This window comes from Streptomyces fungicidicus, assembly GCF_003665435.1.
GTDB classification, from domain to species: domain Bacteria; phylum Actinomycetota; class Actinomycetes; order Streptomycetales; family Streptomycetaceae; genus Streptomyces; species Streptomyces fungicidicus.
Genome location: NZ_CP023407.1, coordinates 716,858 through 732,472, shown reverse-complemented (window position 1 = coordinate 732,472; position 15,615 = coordinate 716,858). Strand labels below are relative to the sequence as shown.

The 15,615-nt window shown below is 74.5% G+C and carries 18 protein-coding genes; 10 read left to right on the top strand and 8 right to left on the bottom strand.

Annotated features, from left to right (window positions below):
- Positions 1-48 precede the first annotated feature (48 nt).
- Positions 49-474 (top strand): CBS domain-containing protein, encoded by a 426-nt coding sequence (locus tag CNQ36_RS03125; RefSeq protein ID WP_040907934.1) that lies wholly within the window; start codon positions 49-51, stop codon positions 472-474.
- Between the two features lie 8 nt (positions 475-482).
- Here CNQ36_RS03125 and CNQ36_RS03120 read toward each other — a convergent pair whose 3' ends face one another.
- The 3 genes from CNQ36_RS03120 to CNQ36_RS03115 form a co-directional block, all read right to left on the bottom strand.
- On the bottom strand, positions 483-935 hold the full coding sequence (locus CNQ36_RS03120; RefSeq protein ID WP_121544833.1) for a YbhB/YbcL family Raf kinase inhibitor-like protein: 453 nt from the start codon (positions 933-935) through the stop codon (positions 483-485).
- 128 nt (positions 936-1,063) lie between these two features.
- Complete coding sequence (locus CNQ36_RS34580; RefSeq protein WP_163013188.1) at positions 1,064-1,201, bottom strand: hypothetical protein; 138 nt, start codon at positions 1,199-1,201, stop codon at positions 1,064-1,066.
- On the bottom strand, positions 1,198-1,632 hold the full coding sequence (locus CNQ36_RS03115; RefSeq protein ID WP_121544832.1) for an archease: 435 nt from the start codon (positions 1,630-1,632) through the stop codon (positions 1,198-1,200). The genes CNQ36_RS34580 and CNQ36_RS03115 overlap by 4 nt, the downstream gene beginning before the upstream one ends.
- Before the next feature lie 127 nt (positions 1,633-1,759).
- Here CNQ36_RS03115 and CNQ36_RS03110 point away from each other — a divergent pair, with 127 nt between their 5' ends.
- On the top strand, positions 1,760-2,407 hold the full coding sequence (locus CNQ36_RS03110; protein WP_121544831.1) for a phosphoribosyltransferase: 648 nt from the start codon (positions 1,760-1,762) through the stop codon (positions 2,405-2,407).
- Positions 2,408-2,414: 7 nt separating this feature from the next.
- Here CNQ36_RS03110 and CNQ36_RS03105 read toward each other — a convergent pair whose 3' ends face one another.
- Both CNQ36_RS03105 and CNQ36_RS03100 read right to left on the bottom strand, forming a co-directional pair.
- The gene (locus CNQ36_RS03105) at positions 2,415-3,599 is read right to left on the bottom strand and encodes a CaiB/BaiF CoA transferase family protein (protein ID WP_121544830.1); all 1,185 of its coding nucleotides are present in this window, start codon (positions 3,597-3,599) and stop codon (positions 2,415-2,417) included.
- 75 nt (positions 3,600-3,674) lie between these two features.
- On the bottom strand, positions 3,675-3,911 hold the full coding sequence (locus tag CNQ36_RS03100; RefSeq protein ID WP_040907939.1) for a hypothetical protein: 237 nt from the start codon (positions 3,909-3,911) through the stop codon (positions 3,675-3,677).
- Positions 3,912-4,047: 136 nt separating this feature from the next.
- Between CNQ36_RS03100 and CNQ36_RS03095 the strand changes: the two genes are divergently transcribed.
- Positions 4,048-4,953, top strand: a complete 906-nt coding sequence (locus CNQ36_RS03095; protein WP_121548343.1) for a LysR family transcriptional regulator — start codon at positions 4,048-4,050, stop codon at positions 4,951-4,953.
- A 66-nt stretch (positions 4,954-5,019) separates the two neighbouring features.
- On the opposite strand, the gene CNQ36_RS03090 is transcribed toward CNQ36_RS03095, so the two are convergent.
- Complete coding sequence (locus CNQ36_RS03090) at positions 5,020-5,634, bottom strand: TetR/AcrR family transcriptional regulator (RefSeq protein WP_121544829.1); 615 nt, start codon at positions 5,632-5,634, stop codon at positions 5,020-5,022.
- A gap of 264 nt (positions 5,635-5,898) precedes the next feature.
- Here CNQ36_RS03090 and CNQ36_RS03085 point away from each other — a divergent pair, with 264 nt between their 5' ends.
- Genes CNQ36_RS03085 through CNQ36_RS03070 form a run of 4 tightly spaced genes read left to right on the top strand, consistent with a single transcriptional unit; the run spans position 5,899 to position 10,742 of the window.
- Positions 5,899-6,456 (top strand): (2Fe-2S)-binding protein, encoded by a 558-nt coding sequence (locus CNQ36_RS03085; protein ID WP_121544828.1) that lies wholly within the window; start codon positions 5,899-5,901, stop codon positions 6,454-6,456.
- Positions 6,453-7,445, top strand: a complete 993-nt coding sequence (locus CNQ36_RS03080) for an FAD binding domain-containing protein (protein ID WP_121544827.1) — start codon at positions 6,453-6,455, stop codon at positions 7,443-7,445. The genes CNQ36_RS03085 and CNQ36_RS03080 overlap by 4 nt, the downstream gene beginning before the upstream one ends.
- Positions 7,442-9,574 carry a xanthine dehydrogenase family protein molybdopterin-binding subunit gene (locus CNQ36_RS03075; protein WP_121544826.1) on the top strand — a complete coding sequence of 711 codons (2,133 nt, stop codon included), beginning with the start codon at positions 7,442-7,444 and terminating at the stop codon, positions 9,572-9,574. The genes CNQ36_RS03080 and CNQ36_RS03075 overlap by 4 nt, the downstream gene beginning before the upstream one ends.
- Entirely contained in the window at positions 9,567-10,742 is a 1,176-nt protein-coding gene (locus CNQ36_RS03070; RefSeq protein WP_121544825.1) for an XdhC family protein, read from the top strand. Before CNQ36_RS03075 ends, CNQ36_RS03070 begins: the two co-directional genes overlap by 8 nt.
- Before the next feature lie 397 nt (positions 10,743-11,139).
- Here the strand turns inward: CNQ36_RS03070 and CNQ36_RS03065 are convergent, their stop codons facing one another.
- Positions 11,140-11,703 (bottom strand): NADPH-dependent FMN reductase, encoded by a 564-nt coding sequence (locus CNQ36_RS03065; RefSeq protein WP_121544824.1) that lies wholly within the window; start codon positions 11,701-11,703, stop codon positions 11,140-11,142.
- A gap of 122 nt (positions 11,704-11,825) precedes the next feature.
- Between CNQ36_RS03065 and CNQ36_RS03060 the strand changes: the two genes are divergently transcribed.
- A complete protein-coding gene (locus CNQ36_RS03060) occupies positions 11,826-12,509 on the top strand; it encodes a TetR/AcrR family transcriptional regulator (RefSeq protein ID WP_121548342.1) in 684 nt (227 codons plus the stop codon).
- 37 nt (positions 12,510-12,546) lie between these two features.
- Entirely contained in the window at positions 12,547-13,584 is a 1,038-nt protein-coding gene (locus tag CNQ36_RS03055) for a LacI family DNA-binding transcriptional regulator (RefSeq protein WP_004935459.1), read from the top strand.
- Between the two features lie 58 nt (positions 13,585-13,642).
- Here CNQ36_RS03055 and trxA read toward each other — a convergent pair whose 3' ends face one another.
- Positions 13,643-14,035, bottom strand: a complete 393-nt coding sequence (gene trxA, locus CNQ36_RS03050) for a thioredoxin (RefSeq protein WP_121544823.1) — start codon at positions 14,033-14,035, stop codon at positions 13,643-13,645.
- 119 nt (positions 14,036-14,154) lie between these two features.
- On the opposite strand from trxA, the gene CNQ36_RS03045 reads away from it, so the two are divergent.
- Positions 14,155-15,600, top strand: coding sequence for a dihydrolipoyl dehydrogenase family protein (locus CNQ36_RS03045; RefSeq protein WP_121544822.1), 1,446 nt, complete (start codon positions 14,155-14,157; stop codon positions 15,598-15,600).
- Positions 15,601-15,615: the final 15 nt, after the last annotated feature.

Sequence of the window (15,615 nt, the reverse complement as noted above, 5' to 3'; positions counted from 1 at the left end):
CGCGGCGGACACGGGGAGTCCAGGCCGGCCACGTACCGGGAGGTGCCCATGACCACGCGGATACGGGACGTGATGTCCGCGGACACCGCGTCCGTCGAGCCCATGACGACGGTGGCGCGGGCCGCGCGCCTGATGCGCGAGCGGGACATCGGCGACGTCCTGGTGGCGTACGACTGTGATCTGTTCGGCGTGCTCACCGACCGCGACATCGTGCTGAGGGGTGTCGCCGAGGGTCGCGACCCCGAGGCCACGACCGTCGGTTCCCTGTGCACGCGCCCGCCCCTGGTGACCCTCGATCCCGAGGACACCACCGATCACGCCGTCGAACTGATGCGTGAGTACGCGGTCCGGCGGCTCCCGGTGGTGGAGCACGGCGGCTGCCCGGTGGGCATGGTCAGCCTCGGCGACCTCGCCGTCACGGAGGACCCGCACTCCGCCCTGGCGGACATCAGCGCGGCGGAGCCCACGCACTGACGGGGCGCTCAGCGCTGGTAGAGCCCCACCAGGGTGCCGCTCGCCAACTGCCTCTGCTCGACCGCCTCGTGCACCTGGTCCGCGCGGGGCGCGTCGGGCAGGACGCAGGGTTCGGCGAGGGCGTAGAGGCGGAACAGGTAGTGGTGGGCGTCGTCGCCCGGAGGGGGGTGGGGGCCGCCCCAGCCGCGGTCGCCGTATCCGTTCACGAGTTCGGTGCCACGGAGGGGGCTCTGGCCCGCGGCCACTCCGCCGCTGTGGGGGTCGATGCCCACCACTATCCAGTGCACGAAGGTGCCGGACGGGGCGTCGGGGTCCTCGCAGAGGAGGACCAGTTCGGTCGCGTCGTCCGGTACGCCGTTCCAGGCGAGGGGAGGGGAGACGTTGGGGCCCTCGTAGGAGTGACGGCGGGCGAGGAAGGCGTGGTCGTTGAAGGCGTCACTGCCGATGTCTATGCCGTTCATGTGGCCCGGGGTACCCCGTGACATCCCGGCGTATTCGGGGCGTGCGGGGTGCCCGGGACGGTGGTTCCTCGCCCCCGCCGCCCCTTCCCGTCCCGTCCCCGGGGGCGCTGCCCCCGGACCCCCGCTCCTCAAACGCCGGAGGGGTTGGACGGTACGCCGGGCGGGCTGGACGGTACGCCGGAGGGGTTGGACGGTACGCCGGGCGGGCGGGACAGCGTGCCGGAGGGGCTGGACGGCGCGCCGGAGGGGTTGTTCGTGGTTGTCACGCTTCTACCGTGAGGGCGCACGACCAGCCGTACGGGCCCGGGTGGATGCGCAGGTCCTCCCAGGCCACCGCCGTGGGCGGGGGGCCGGTGAGCCTCACGTCGGTGAGGGCGGCCAGTGCCAGCCGTACGTCCAGTCCGCCCTCGGCCGCGTCCGCCTCCACGTCGACCGGGACCTGTCCGTGCTCCTCCAGCCGGTAAAGGATCTCGTCCAGCAGGGAGGCCAGAAGATCGTCGTCGCTGGACTCTTCCAGACGGACGCGGCCCACGCCGGTCGGCCGCACCCCGGAGACGTCGGCGAAGCACTCCACCATCGCCGCCACCGCCTCCGCGAGACAGTTCTCCCTGCTCGCCGCCCAGGCCTCGATGCGGACCTCGTCCTCCTGCGACACCGCCCGGTGCCCGTTCGCGTAGTCACCCGTGTCACCGACCATGGATCTCGCCTGCCCGAGTCGCGCCCGCCCATGCCCCGTGAGGTGCTTCGCGCGGAGGCGGGAGGGGTACACGGGTGCGGAACAGGTGCCTCAGGTGCCGTCTTCGTGCGGAGGGAGTGCATCCGTCATGCGGTTCCGTGACCGCCGGCAGGCCGGCCGTGAACTGGCCGCGCGGCTGCGGGAGAGGCGGGACGAGGGGGCCCTGCCCGACCCGGTCGTGCTGGCCCTGCCCCGCGGCGGCGTCGCCGTCGCCGCCGAGGTCGCCCACGCGCTCGACGCCCCGCTCGACGTCCTCGTCGTACGGAAGATCGGCGCGCCCTTCCACGAGGAGTTCGGCGTCGGCGCGATGGCCGGCGACGGGGTTCCGGTGTTCGACGAGGACTCCCTGTTCCGGCTGGGCCTGAGCGAGTCCGATCTCGCGGCCGTCGTCGCGCGCGAGCGCGCCGAACTGCGGCGCCGCGAGGAGCGCTACCGCCAGGGCCGCCCGCCGCCCGACACGCGCGGAAGGACCGTGATCGTCGTCGACGACGGACTGGCCACCGGTTCGACCGCCCGCGCCGCGCTGCGCGCCGCGCGGGCCCAGGACCCCGGCCGTCTCGTGCTGGCCGTTCCGGTCGGCGCCGCGGAGGGCCTCGCGCTGATGCGCTCCGAGGCCGACGAGGTGCTCTGTCTGCACGAGCCGGCCGCGTTCATGGCGGTGGGCCAGTGGTACGAGGAGTTCGACCAGCTGACGGACGAGGACGTCCTGGACGCGCTGCACCAGCGGCAGGCGTAGCCGGGGGTCAGACGACCCCGGCCGCGCGCAGGGCCTCGATCTCCTCGGCGGAACGGCCCAGTTCCCTCAGGATCGACTCCGTGTGCTCGCCGACGGCCGGCACCGGGTCCATGCGCGCCGGCAGACCGGCGAGGTCGGCGGGCGGCAGCAGCGCCTCCACGGTGGCGCCCGGCACCGCCACCTCGCGCCAGCGGTCGCGGGCGGCGAGCACCGGGTGGTCGAGGAAGGCGGCGACGTCGTTGACCCCGGCGCAGGCGACGCCGATCGCCTCCAGTTCCTCGAGCAGCTTCGCGGCGTCCTGGCGGGCGACGCGCTCGGCGATGACCGTGTTCAGTTCGTCCCGGTGGGCCACGCGGTCGGAACCGGTGGCGAAGCGGGGATCGGCGGTCAGCTCCGGCCGGCCGAGGAACTTCTCGCACAGCGCGGCCCACTCGCGCTCGTTCTGGACGGAGAACAGCACCTCGCGTCCGTCGGCGGCCCGGTAGGTGCCGTACGGGGCGATGGTGGCGTGCTGGGTGCCCAGCCGCGGGGGCTGCGCGCCGCCGTAGCGGGTGTAGTACGCGGGCTGGCCCATCCACTCGGCGAGCGCCTCGAACAGGGACACCTCCACCGGGTGCGCCGTGCCCGTGGTGGCGCGCGTGTACAGGGCGGTGAGCACCCCGCTGTAGGCGTACATCCCGGCGGCGATGTCGGCGACGGAGATGCCCGTGCGGGCCGTCCCCTCCGGTGTCCCGGTCAGCGACACCAGTCCCGTCTGGCACTGCATCAGCAGGTCGTACGCCTTGCGGTCCGCCCAGGGGCCGTCCGTGCCGTACCCGGAGACGGTGCACGGGATCAGCCGCGGGTAGCGGCGGGTCAGCTCCTCGGCGCCCAGACCGAGCCGGCCGGCCGCGCCCGGAGCCAGGTTCTGCACGAACACGTCGGCGTCCTCGAGCAGTCCGTGCAGGATCTCGCGGCCGCGCGGGTCCTTCAGATCCAGCGTGAGGGACTCCTTGGAGCGGTTGATCCAGACGAAGTAGCTGGAGTGGCCGTGCACGGTGGTGTCGTAGCGGCGGGCGAAGTCCCCCTCGCCAGGCCGCTCCACCTTGATCACCCGGGCGCCGAGGTCGGCCAGTTGCCGGGTGGCGTAGGGCGCGGCCACCGCCTGCTCCACGCTGACCACCGTGACCCCGGTCAAGGGGAGTTTCCGCACGTCGACGCCTCCTGCCTGCTCCGGCCTCGATTAGTACGGCCGGGGCGGGCCCCTGTCAACGGCCTCCCCGGCGGCTCACTGTCCGGCGGCCCGGCTCCAGACGTCCGCGGGCCGGCTGCGGGAGACGATGCGGGCGCCGCGCCCGTCGACGGCACGGACCTGCAGCGAGCCGCAGCCGCAGCGGGTCCACACCGTGCTGCCCTCCGCGGTGCCGTGCCGGGAGACCACCTGGAACGGCTCGGCGTCGTCCGGCCACCCGCAGTACGGGCAGAAGGTACCGGTCGTCCCCGTGGCGCCGGTCGAGCTGGTCATGGTGACTCCTTGGATCCTCGGTACGTGTCTTCGCTGTGGGGGTGTCCATTGATTGTCGCGACACGGCAAGGGTGCTCCGTACCGTCCTTACACGTCCAGGTTGACTTTGTGCACGCCATCGTTAAGCGTGGACTTCATGATTGATCTGCGCCGGCTGCACGTCCTCAGGGCGGTCGCCCACTACGGCACGGTCACCGCGGCCGCCCGCGCCCTGCACTTCACTCCGTCGGCCGCCTCCCAGCAGATCCGTCAGCTCGCCCGTGACCTGGACGTCGACCTGCTGGAACCGCAGGGGCGCGGAGTGAAGCTGACCCCCGCCGCCGAGAGTCTGCTGGCGCACGCCGACGCCATCCAGGCGCGCTGGGACCAGGCGGAACGGGACCTGCGCGCCGATCACGGCGCCCCGGCCGGGGTGCTGCGTGTCACAGGGTTCCCGGTGGCCGTCTCGGTGCTGCTGGCGCCGATGGCGGCCCGGCTGGGGGAGCGGCATCCGCGGCTGTCGGTGCGGATCACGGAGGCGGTGGTGCCGCAGAGCTTCGACCTGCTCTTCGAGGGGGCCGCCGATCTGGCCGTCGTCGAGTCCACCCCGCTCAACCCGCCGCTGGGCGACACCCGGTTCGACCAGCAGCCCCTGCTGGACGACCCGTTCGACCTGGTGGTCCCCGCCGCGCACCCGCTGGCCGGACGCGAGCGGATCGGCCTCGCCGAGGCGGCGCGCGAGCCGTGGATCGCGCCGGTGCCGGAGAGTCCCTGCCGGCCCCATGTGATGGCCGCGTGCGGGGCGGCCGGCTTCGCCCCGGACGTCGTGCACCACGCCCACGACTGGAACGTCATCGCGCACCTCGTCGCCCACGGCATGGGCGTCGCCCTGATCCCGCGTCTCGCCCGCCTCGCCCCGGACCTGCCGATCACCCGGGTGCGCTGCACCGGCGACCCGCACCGCAGACTGCTGACCTGCACCCGCGGCGGCGGCCACACCCGCCCGGCGGTCGCGGAGGCCCTGCGGGAACTGCGGGAGCTGGCCCGCACGGCGGTCGCCTGAGCGCGCGGGCCGGGGGTGCCCTGACGACGCCTCCGCGGGGCGGCGCCGACGGTCCGCGCTCCGGGACTACCGCCCCGGCGCTCCCGCGCGCAGGCCGTCCATGACCAGGTCCAGCAGGCGGCCGGCGCGCGGCTGCCAGTCCTCGGTGGGGTCGAGCTGCCAGAGGCCGCCGATGGCGAGGACGAGGTCGTCCGCGGTCACCCCCGGGCGGATGACCCCGGCCTCCTCGCAGCTGCGCAGCAGGAGTTCGGCGGCGTCGGTCACCGGGGTGTGCCCCGGCTTGGCGGGGCTGCCCGGCCCGCTGGTGGCCTGCCGGATGGCGTCGGCCAGACCGGCCTTGGCCATGGCGAACCGGGCGAGCCCGTCCATCCACGCGCGCAGCGCGCAGTCGGGCTCCCGGGTGCTCAGCAACTGCGCCGCGCTGTCGGCCACCTGCCGCATCTCGTGCCGGTAGATCTCCAGGACGAGCGCCTCACGGCTGGGGAAGTTGCGGTAGAACGTGCCCTGCCCGACGCCCGCCTTCCTGGCGATCACGCTCAGCGGCGCGTCCGCCGAGCGCGTCAGTTCGGCCAGGGCCACTTCCAGGATCCGCTCGCGGTTGCGCTGCGCGTCCGAGCGCCGGGGCGCGGCCGGGCTCCCGGGCGCCTCCGCGCACGGGGGTGCGTCCTTCCGGTGTCCCACTCGTCCTCCTCCCGGACCATGGCCGAAACCCGTCCTTGTTAACCGGACAACTGTCCACTACGTTTCCGGGGTATCGGACAGCTGTCCGCTTCGGATCCATCGTATCGGCGGACACGAACGGCGCGGGACGGCCGGCGGCATGCCCCGGGACCACCGGTCTCCCTGCCCTCCCGCCCCCGCACATGTTCCCGAACGCCCCACGCCCCGTACAGCCCCCACGTCATCGACTCGTCCGCCTTCCAGATCCCTGAAAGAAGGCTGCTCATGGCCCCCTCGACGTCCAGCACCGTCACCCTGAACATCAACGGCGAGAAGCACACGCTGTCCGTCGACCACCGCACCACCCTGCTCGACGCCCTGCGCGAGCGCCTCGACCTGACCGGCACCAAGAAGGGCTGCGACCACGGACAGTGCGGCGCCTGCACGGTCCTGGTCGACGGCCGCCGCACCGTCTCCTGCCTGCAACTGGCCGTCGCGTCGGACCAGCGGGAGGTCACCACCGTGGAGGGCCTGGCCGACGGGGACCGGCTGCACCCCGTGCAGCAGGCCTTCCTCGACCTGGACGGCTTCCAGTGCGGCTACTGCACCCCCGGCCAGATCTGTTCGGCCGTCGCCGTGATCGAGGAGCACGCGGCGGGCTGGCCCAGCGCCGTCACCGGGGACGTATCCCCCGAAGCGGGACCGCCGCCCCTGACCCCGGAGGAGATCAGGGAACGCATGAGCGGCAACCTGTGCCGCTGCAGCGCCTATGTACAGATCGTCGAGGCGGTCTCCCGCGCCGCCGCGGAGAACCGCACCGGGACCGAGGAGGCCGCGGCATGAGGGAGTTCGACTACCGGCGCGCCGACGACGTGTCCGGAGCCGTGGCGCTGCTCGGCGGCGACCCGGACGCCCGCTACCTCGGCGGCGGCACCAACCTCGTCGACCTGATGAAGAACGGCGTCGAGCGCCCGGCCCGGCTCGTCGACGTCCGCGGCCTGCCGCTGGACCGGATCGAGCCGGCCGGCGACGGCGGGCTGCGCATCGGAGCCACCGTCACCAACAGCGACCTGGCCGCCCACCCCGGCGTCCGCCGGAATTACCCCGCCCTCACCCAGGCCGTGCTCGCCGGCGCCTCCGGGCAGCTGCGCAACATGGCGACCGTCGGCGGGAACCTGCTCCAGCGCACCCGCTGCGGCTACTTCACCGACGTGACCAAGCCCTGCAACAAGCGCCGCCCCGGCAGCGGTTGCCCCGCGGTCGAGGGCGAGCACCACAACCACGCCATCCTGGGCGCCTCCGGCCACTGCGTGGCCGTGCACCCCTCCGACATGGGCGTGGCGCTGACCGCGTTCGACGCCGTCGTCACCTACCGGACCGCGGACGGCGAAGGGGAGTTGCCGCTGGCCGACTTCTATCTGCCGGTGGGGGACACCCCGCACCGGGAGACCGCCCTGCCGCCCGGCGCGCTCGTCACCGGCGTCACCCTGCCGCCCGCGCCGGTCGCCGCCCGCTCCCGCTACCGCAAGGTCCGCGAACGCGCCTCGTACGCCTTCGCGATCGGCTCGGTCGCCGCCGCGCTCGACGTCGGCGGCGGAGTCGTGCGCGAGGCCCGGCTCGCCCTCGGGGCGGTCGCGTCCCGGCCCTGGCGGGCCCGCGCCGCCGAAGCCGTGCTCAACGGAGCACCTGCCACCGCGGAGTCCTTCGCGGCGGCGGCGGACGCCGAACTCGCGGCCGCCAGGCCGCTGCCCGACAACGGATACAAGGTGACACTCATGCGCAACCTCGTGGTGGCCGTGCTCTCCGAACTCGCCGAGGAGGCCGCCCGATGACCACCGCCACGACCGGCGCCGCGCCGCGGACGGACGCCGTCGGCACCGCGCACACCCGCGTCGAGGGCCGCGACAAGGTCACCGGCGCCGCCCGCTACGCCGGCGAGATCCCCTTCGCCGGCCTCGCCCACGGCTGGCTGGTGCTCTCCACCGTCGCCCGCGGCCGGATCGCGTCCGTCGGGACCGGGCCCGTGCTCGACATGCCGGGCGTGATCACCGTCCTGCACCACGGCAACGCCCCGCGCCTGGAGACCGACTACGTCGGCATGCTGGGTGTACCGCCGGACCCGACGGCCGCGGTCTTCCAGAACGACCGGGTCCCGCACGCCGGCTGGCCCGTCGCGCTGGTCGTCGCGGAGACGCCGGAGCAGGCCCGGGAGGCCGCCGAGGCGCTCGTCGTCACCTATGAGCCGGAGCCGCACGACACCGCGCTCTCCGGCGCCCGTCCGGACGCGTATCCGGTGGACGGCCACATGCCCGCCCTGACCGAGAAGGGCGATCTGGAGGCCGGACTCGCCGGCTCCGTCCATGTGGTGGACGAGGAGTACACCACGCCCGAGGAACACCACGGCATGATGGAGCCGCACGCGGCGACCGCCCTGTGGGACGAGGGCAGGCTCGAGGTCGTCGACTCCAACCAGGGCGCCACCTGGGTCGCCGACGAGCTCGCCCGGATGTTCTCCCTGGACCACTCCGCGGTGCGGGTGCGCTCCGACCACGTCGGCGGCGGCTTCGGCAGCAAGGGGGTACGGGCCCACCAGGTGTCCGCGGTCATGGCCGCGACCGCCCTGCGCCGGCCGGTGCGGGTCGTGCTGACCCGCCGTCAGATGTTCACGCTCACCGGTCACCGCAGCCCCACCGTCCAGCGGGTCCGGCTCGGCGCGGACGACGGCGGCCGGCTGCGCGCCCTGGACCACCGCTCGGTCAGCCGGACGTCGACGGTCTGGGAGTTCGTCGAGCCGAGCGCGGGCGTGGCGCGCGTCATGTACGACGCCGACGCCCACCGCACCGAGAACCGGGTCGTGCGGCTGGACGTGCCGTCCCCGACGTGGATGCGCGCGCCGGGCGAGGCGCCGGGGTCGTTCGCGATCGAGGCCGCGCTCGACGAACTGGCCGAGAAGTGCGGCCTCGACCCGGTCGAGCTGCGGCTGCGCAACGAGCCGGAGCGGGGCCCGGTCTCCGGGCTGCCGTTCGGCGGGCGCAACCTCGCCGCCTGCTTCCGGGAGGGCGCCCGCCGCTTCGGCTGGGCCGGCCGCGACCCGCGTCCCGGCGTGCGCCGCGACGGACGGTGGCTCCTCGGCACCGGCACGGCGGCGGCCTCCTTCCCCGCTGGCGCCATGCCGTCCACGGCGGCGGTGACGGCGGAGCCGGACGGCACCTTCACCGTGCGGATCTCGGCGGCCGACATCGGCACCGGCGCCCGCACCGCGCTCACCCTGGTCGCCGCCGACGCGCTGCGGGTGCCGGTGGAGCGGGTCCGGGTGCGGATCGGCGACAGCGACTACGGTCCGGCGATGATCGCCGGCGGCTCCATGGGCACCCGTTCCTGGGCCTGGGCGGTCACGGCCGCCGCCGGGGAACTGCGGGAGCGGCTCGTGCCGGGAGGCACCGTGCCCCCGGAGGGCGTCACCGTGCGCTCCGACACCACGGCCGCCGTCGGCGCCCTCGCGCAGCGCGAACGGCACTCGTTCGGGGCGCAGTTCGCCGAGGTGGCCGTGGACGTCGCCACCGGCGAGGTGCGGGTGCGCCGGATGCTCGGCGTCTTCGCCGCGGGCCGCATCGTCAACCCGCTCACCGCCCGCGGCCAGCTCGTCGGCGGCATGGCCTGGGGCATCTCCATGGCCCTGCACGAGGAGGCGGTCCGCGACCCCGCCTCGGGCGGCCTCTACGGCGCCGACCTGGCCGGCTACCACGTCGCGACCCACGCCGACGTGCCGGCGATCGAGGCGGACTGGGTCGACGACCCGGACCCCGACGACCCCGTCGGCATCAAGGGCATCGGCGAGATCGGCATCGTCGGCGCGGCGGCCGCCGTCGCCAACGCCGTCTGGCACGCGACCGGCGTACGCCACCGGAACCTGCCCATCCGTCCGGACCGGGTGCTGCGGGCGGGAGGGCCCGGTGCTTGACATCGCGGGCGAGCTTCAACGCTGGCTGGCCGAGGGCCGGGAGTTCGCCGTGGCCACCGTGGTGTCCGTGGGCGGCAGCGCACCGCGCGGCCCCGGCGCCGCCCTCGCCGTCGACAGCGGCGGCACGGCGATCGGCTCGGTCTCGGGCGGGTGCGTGGAGGGCGCGGTGTACGAGCTGTGCGCCCGGGCGCTCGAGGACGGCGAGACCCGTGTGGAGCGCTTCGGGTACAGCGACGAGGACGCCTTCGCGGTCGGCCTGACCTGCGGCGGGGTGATCGACATCATGGTGACGCCGGTCGGCGGCCGGGCCCCGGTCCGGGAGGTGCTGCGGGCGGCGCTCACCGCCGTCCTGCGGGGCGAGCCGGGGGCGCTCGCCCGGGTCGTCGACGGCCCGGCGGAACTCCTCGGCAAGGCCCTCCTCGTACGCCCGGACGGGTCGTACGACGGTGGCCTCGGCGGGACGGCGGAGCTGGACCGGACGGCGGCGGGAGCGGCCGGGGCCCTGCTGGAGGCCGGGCGCACCGGCACGGTCGCCGTCCCGGGGGACGGAGCGGGACCGGACTCCTCCCGGACGGGGCCGGGCGGAGGGGCGTACTGCCCCGGCGGTCTGACCCTGCTCGTGGAGTCGTCGGTGCCGCCGCCCCGCATGATCGTCTTCGGGGCGATCGACTTCGCGGCGGCGCTGGTGCGGACGGGCAAGTTCCTCGGCTACCACGTCACGGTGTGCGACGCGCGGCCGGTGTTCGCGACCCGGGCCCGCTTCCCGGAGGCCGACGAGATCGTCGTCGACTGGCCGCACCGCTATCTCCGGGGCACGGAGACCGACGCGCGCACGGTGCTGTGCGTCCTCACCCACGACGCGAAGTTCGACGTACCACTGCTGACGGAGGCGCTGGCGCTGCCGGTGGCGTTCGTCGGCGCGATGGGCTCCCGCCGCACCCACCGCGACCGGGAGCGGCGGCTGCGCGAGGCGGGCGTGGGGGAGCGGGAGCTGGCCCGCCTCCGCTCCCCGATCGGTCTCGACCTCGGAGCCCGCACGCCGGAGGAGACGGCCCTGTCCATCGCGGCGGAGATCGTCGCGGCCCGCCGGGGCGGCACGGGGGTCCCCCTGACGGACTCGGGGACCCCGATCCACCACGACACCCGGAGCGCGGCGACGGCCGCCTGAGAACACGCCGAGGGGCCGGAGCCGTCATGGCTCCGGCCCCTCTCGCCGCGCGGCCCCGCAGCGACAGCCGCGCGGGCCGGTCCGGCACGAGCCTTCTCCGACGGAGCCGGCGGGGCTCCATGACCTTCGGTGCACCCGCGGCCCGGGGTGTCGTCCGCACGGGCGACGCGCTCAGGGCCGCTGCACGGCGCGGTGCGGCGGAGTGGGGTCCGCCGTGAGTGTGCGGTCCGGGGGTGGTGTCCGGGCCGGTGTGCTCCGGGCGGTGGCCCTGTGGCGTGCGGCGGAGTGGGGTTCGCTGCGTGGGGCCGTGGGCCGGAGCGGGGGCCGGGATCCGGTGGGATCCCGACGGCACCCCGGAGGATGGGCCGGGACGGCGTCCCGGCGCCTTCCCGGTGGGTCAGGCGGCAGCCTGCTCGCCGGCGTGACCGCGCAGGCGGGTGAGGACCTCGGTCAGCTGCGCGGCGACCTCGTCGTCGTCCGCGGGGTGCACCTCGGCGAAGCGGGTCACGGAACCCGGGATGGACAGCTTGACGTCCTCGATCACCTTGCCGCCGGCGATGCCCACGGCCTTGCGGGCCTCGTCGTGCGCCCAGACACCGCCGTACTGGCCGAAGGCGGTGCCGATCACGACGACCGGCTTGCCGCCGATGGCGCCCGCGCCGAAGGGGCGGGACAGCCAGTCGATGGCGTTCTTCAGGACGGCCGGCATCGTACCGTTGTACTCGGGCGTGAAGAGCAGCAGCGCGTCGGCGCCCCCCGCGGCCTCGCGCAGCCGTGCGGCGGCGGCCGGGACGCCGCCCTCGACGTCGATGTCCTCGTTGTAGAAGGGGATCTCCGAGAGCCCCTCGTAGAGCGCGATCTCCGAGCCCTCGGGCGCGAGCTTGACCGCGGCCTCCGCGAGCTGGCGGTTGTGCGAACCGGCGCGGAGGCTGCCGACAAGGGCGAGGATGCGAACAGACATCAGGAAACTCCAGAGAGGTGGGGAAACACTGCCGAAACAATCCGGACCGGGGTCCGCTTAACGTTTGTAGCACTCTAACCGGACCGCGGTCCAGTTTCTTCCCGATGCTTTACGCTGTCTTCATGTCCGCCGCGCCGCCGCCAGCCCCGGCACCCCAGGACCCCGCCGAGCCACGTGAGTTGCCGCAACTCGGCTTCGACGTCGACGAGCCCTGCCTGCGCGCCGACGCCGCGCGCAACCGGGCCCGCCTGCTGGAGGCCGCCGCGCAGCTCGTGGCCGAGCGCGGGGCCGACTGCGTGACCATGGAGGAGGTGGCGGCCGCGGCCCGCGTGGGCAAGGGGACGGTCTTCCGCCGTTTCGGCGACCGGACCGGCCTGCTCAGCGCCCTCCTCGACCACTCCGAGAAGAAGTTCCAGGCCGCGTTCCTCAGCGGACCCCCGCCGCTCGGTCCTGGCGCGCCCCCGGCCGACCGGCTGCGGGCCTTCGGCCTCGCGCTGCTCCGCAGGACCGCCGACGAGCTGGAACTGCAGCTGGCGGCCGAGCCGGAGGCCGGCCGGCGCTTCACCCACCCGTCCCGCCGCGTTCTGCGCCATCACGTCACGCTGCTGCTGCGCGAGGCGGTCCCGGACGCGGACTGCGAGATCCTCGCCCACACGCTGATGGCCGTGCTCGACCCCGCGCTGGTCCACCATCTGACCCGGCAGTGCGGCATGCCGCCGGAGCGGCTGGAGTCCGCGTGGACGAACCTGGTCGACCGGGTGACCTGCCCGGCGCCCTCGGCCGGCGGTCTCAACTCACCCGGCTGAGCGCCCTGTTACGGCTTCTGCAAGGATGCCGTACGTCATGGTGCAGATACCGAAAACACCCGCGTCCGCGCCCCCCGCACCGACGCGCTCCGTACCCACGAGCGCCGATGTGGCCCGCCTGGCCGGCGTCTCGCGCGCGACCGTCTCCTACGTCCTGAACAACGCCGGCGCCGTCCGGATCAGCGAGCCCACCCGCCGCCGGGTCCGCGACGCCGCCAGAGAACTCGGCTACGTACCGCACGCGGCGGCCCGCAGTCTGCGCGCAGGGCACAGCCGTACCGTCCTGATGCCCGCGCCGGCCTTCCCGGTGGGACCGCTCTACAGCCAGTTCATCAACGAGTTACAGGCAGCGCTCGCCCGTCTCGACTACACGGTCGTGCAGTACGGCACGAGCGGCGTGCACGACGACGAGGCCGCCCGCGCCTGGGCCGAACTCCGGCCGGTGGCGGTCCTGGTCCCCGGCTCCGGACTCGGGCCGCGCGGCGTCGACGTGCTCAAACGCGCCGGGGCGCGGGCCGTCGTCACCCTCGGGCCCGAGGCCGTCGAGGGCGCGCACGCCCTGCTGATGGACCACGACGTCGTCGGCCACAGCGCCGGCGCCCACCTCTTCGACCGGGGCCGCCGCCGGATCGGCGTGATCGTCCCGAGGGAGCCCGGCCTGGAGGCTTTCTCGGCGCCCCGCCTGGCGGGAGTGCGGGCCGCCCTGCGGGGCACGGACGCCACCGTCACCGAGCTGCCGCTCGCCGCCGACGAGGGGGCCGCCGCCCGGCTCGCCGCCCGCTGGCGCGATCTCGGCCTGGACGCCGTGTTCACGTACAACGACGAGTACGCGATGCTGCTGATGCGCGCGCTCCAGGACGAGGGCGTCCGCATCCCGGAGGAGGCCGCCGTGGTCGGCGCCGACAACCTGATGCTGGGGCGGCTGCTGCGGCCCCGGCTGAGCACGGTCCACCTCGACCTGCCGTGCGGCCGTGAGCTGGCCGGACTGGTCGACCGCGCGGTGCGCGACCCGGCCGCCGCACCCGAGGCCCACAAGGCGCTGGGCGCGTCGGTGGTGCGGCGCGAGTCCAGCTGACCCGGCAGGGAAGCGCAACCCCCTCCTGCCCTCGCCGCGGCCGGGGACGGAGCTGCTGCTACGAGGCTTCCGTCGTCCCGCCCTGCTGCTCCTGCTGGGCGGCGATCTGCTGGCGCACCTCGTCCATGTCCAGCTTGCGGGCCTGCCCGATGACATCCGTCAGCGCGGCCTCGGGCAGCGCACCCGGCTGGGCGAACACCGCCACCTGGTCCCGCACGATCATCAGGGTCGGGATCGACTGGATGCCGAAGGCCGCCGCCAGCTCCGGCTGCGCCTCGGTGTCCACCTTGCCGAAGACCAGGTCGGGGTTCTCCTCCGCCGCCTTCTCGTACACGGGCGCGAACTGACGGCACGGACCGCACCAGGCCGCCCAGAAGTCGATCAGGACGAACCCGTTGTCCGTGACCGTCTGGTCGAAGTTCTCCTTGGTGAGCTCCACGGTGCTGCTCATCGCGTTCTTCCCTCTTCCTGGTGTCGGGTCGGACCGTCGCCACAACACGGCCGGCCGGTCACGTATTCCGCGCCCCTACCCATGTGGCCACAGCGCACACCACCCACCAGACTGACGCCATGACGGAAACGCAACAGACGCAACCGGAATCAACCGCCTACGACGTCGTGGTGCTCGGCGCCGGACCCGTGGGCGAGAACGTCGCCGACCGCACCCGCGCCGCCGGGCTCACCACCGCCGTCGTGGAGAGCGAACTGGTCGGCGGTGAGTGCTCCTACTGGGCGTGCATGCCCAGCAAGGCCCTGCTGCGCCCGGTCATCGCCCGGGCCGACGCCCGCCGCGTCCCCGGCCTGAGCCAGTCCGTGCGGGGGCCCCTGGACACCGCCGCGGTGCTCGCCCACCGGAACTCCTACACCTCCGAGTGGAAGGACGACGGCCAGGTCCGCTGGCTCGAGGGGACCGGGGCCGACCTCTACCGCGGCCAGGGACGGCTCACCGGCGAGCGCACCGTCACCGTCACCGGCGCCGACGGCGCGAGCACGGTGCTCACCGCCCGGCACGCCGTCGCCGTCTGCACCGGCAGCCGCGCCCGGCTTCCCGACCTGCCCGGACTCGCCGGGGTCAGGCCCTGGACCAGCCGGGAGGCCACCAGCGCCCAGGCCGTGCCCGGCCGGCTGATCGTGGTCGGCGGCGGAGTGGTCGCCACCGAGATGGCCTGCGCCTGGCAGGCCCTCGGCTCGCACGTCACCGTCCTGGTGCGCGGCGAGAGCCTGCTGAACCGCATGGAGCCGTTCGCCGGGGAACTGGTCGCCGAGGCGCTCACCGAGGCCGGCGCCGACCTCCGCACCGGCACCTCGGTGAAATCGGTGACCAGGGAGAACGGCACCGTCCTCGTCGTCACCGACAGCGGTGACCGGATCGAGGCCGACGAGATCCTCTTCGCCACCGGCCGCGCCCCGCGCACCGACGACATCGGCCTGGAGACGATCGGCCTGGAGCCCGGCTCGTGGCTCCCGGTGGACGACAGCCTCCGGGTCACCGGCCACGACTGGCTGTACGGCGTCGGCGACGTCAACCACCGCGCGCTCCTCACCCACCAGGGCAAGTACCAGGCCCGGATCGCGGGCGCCGCCATCGTCACCCGGGCCGCCGGCGAACCGGTGAGCACGGAGGAGTGGGGCGCGCACGCCGCCACCGCCGACCACGCCGCCGTGCCCCAGGTCGTCTTCACCGACCCCGAGGCGGCCGCCGTCGGCCTCTCCCTGGCCGAGGCGGAGCGCGCCGGCCACCGCGTCCGCGCCGTGGACGTCGACCTGTCCTCGGTGGCCGGCGCCGGCCTGTACGCCGACGGCTACAAGGGCCGCGCCCGCATGGTCGTCGACCTCGAGGACGAGATCCTGCGCGGCGTCACCCTGGTCGGTCCCGGCGTCGGCGAACTCATCCACTCCGCGACCGTGGCCGTCGCCGCCCGGGTCCCCGTCGGACGCCTGTGGCACGCGGTGCCGTCGTACCCGACGATCAGCGAGGTGTGGCTGCGCCTGCTGGAGGCCTACCGGGACGCCTGAGCGGCTCCCCACCGC

Excerpts from the sequence above, each read along its gene's own strand:
- CNQ36_RS03125 (WP_040907934.1), top strand. The coding sequence starts at position 49 with ATGACCACGCGGATACGGGACGTGATGTCCGCGGACACCGCGTCCGTC.
- CNQ36_RS03120 (WP_121544833.1), bottom strand. The coding sequence starts at position 935 with ATGAACGGCATAGACATCGGCAGTGACGCCTTCAACGACCACGCCTTC.
- CNQ36_RS03115 (WP_121544832.1), bottom strand. The coding sequence starts at position 1,632 with ATGGTCGGTGACACGGGTGACTACGCGAACGGGCACCGGGCGGTGTCG.
- CNQ36_RS03110 (WP_121544831.1), top strand. The coding sequence starts at position 1,760 with ATGCGGTTCCGTGACCGCCGGCAGGCCGGCCGTGAACTGGCCGCGCGG.
- CNQ36_RS03100 (WP_040907939.1), bottom strand. The coding sequence starts at position 3,911 with ATGACCAGCTCGACCGGCGCCACGGGGACGACCGGTACCTTCTGCCCG.
- CNQ36_RS03095 (WP_121548343.1), top strand. The coding sequence starts at position 4,048 with ATGATTGATCTGCGCCGGCTGCACGTCCTCAGGGCGGTCGCCCACTAC.
- CNQ36_RS03085 (WP_121544828.1), top strand. The coding sequence starts at position 5,899 with ATGGCCCCCTCGACGTCCAGCACCGTCACCCTGAACATCAACGGCGAG.
- CNQ36_RS03080 (WP_121544827.1), top strand. The coding sequence starts at position 6,453 with ATGAGGGAGTTCGACTACCGGCGCGCCGACGACGTGTCCGGAGCCGTG.
- CNQ36_RS03075 (WP_121544826.1), top strand. The coding sequence starts at position 7,442 with ATGACCACCGCCACGACCGGCGCCGCGCCGCGGACGGACGCCGTCGGC.
- CNQ36_RS03065 (WP_121544824.1), bottom strand. The coding sequence starts at position 11,703 with ATGTCTGTTCGCATCCTCGCCCTTGTCGGCAGCCTCCGCGCCGGTTCG.
- CNQ36_RS03060 (WP_121548342.1), top strand. The coding sequence starts at position 11,826 with ATGTCCGCCGCGCCGCCGCCAGCCCCGGCACCCCAGGACCCCGCCGAG.
- CNQ36_RS03055 (WP_004935459.1), top strand. The coding sequence starts at position 12,547 with ATGGTGCAGATACCGAAAACACCCGCGTCCGCGCCCCCCGCACCGACG.
- trxA (WP_121544823.1), bottom strand. The coding sequence starts at position 14,035 with ATGAGCAGCACCGTGGAGCTCACCAAGGAGAACTTCGACCAGACGGTC.
- CNQ36_RS03045 (WP_121544822.1), top strand. The coding sequence starts at position 14,155 with ATGACGGAAACGCAACAGACGCAACCGGAATCAACCGCCTACGACGTC.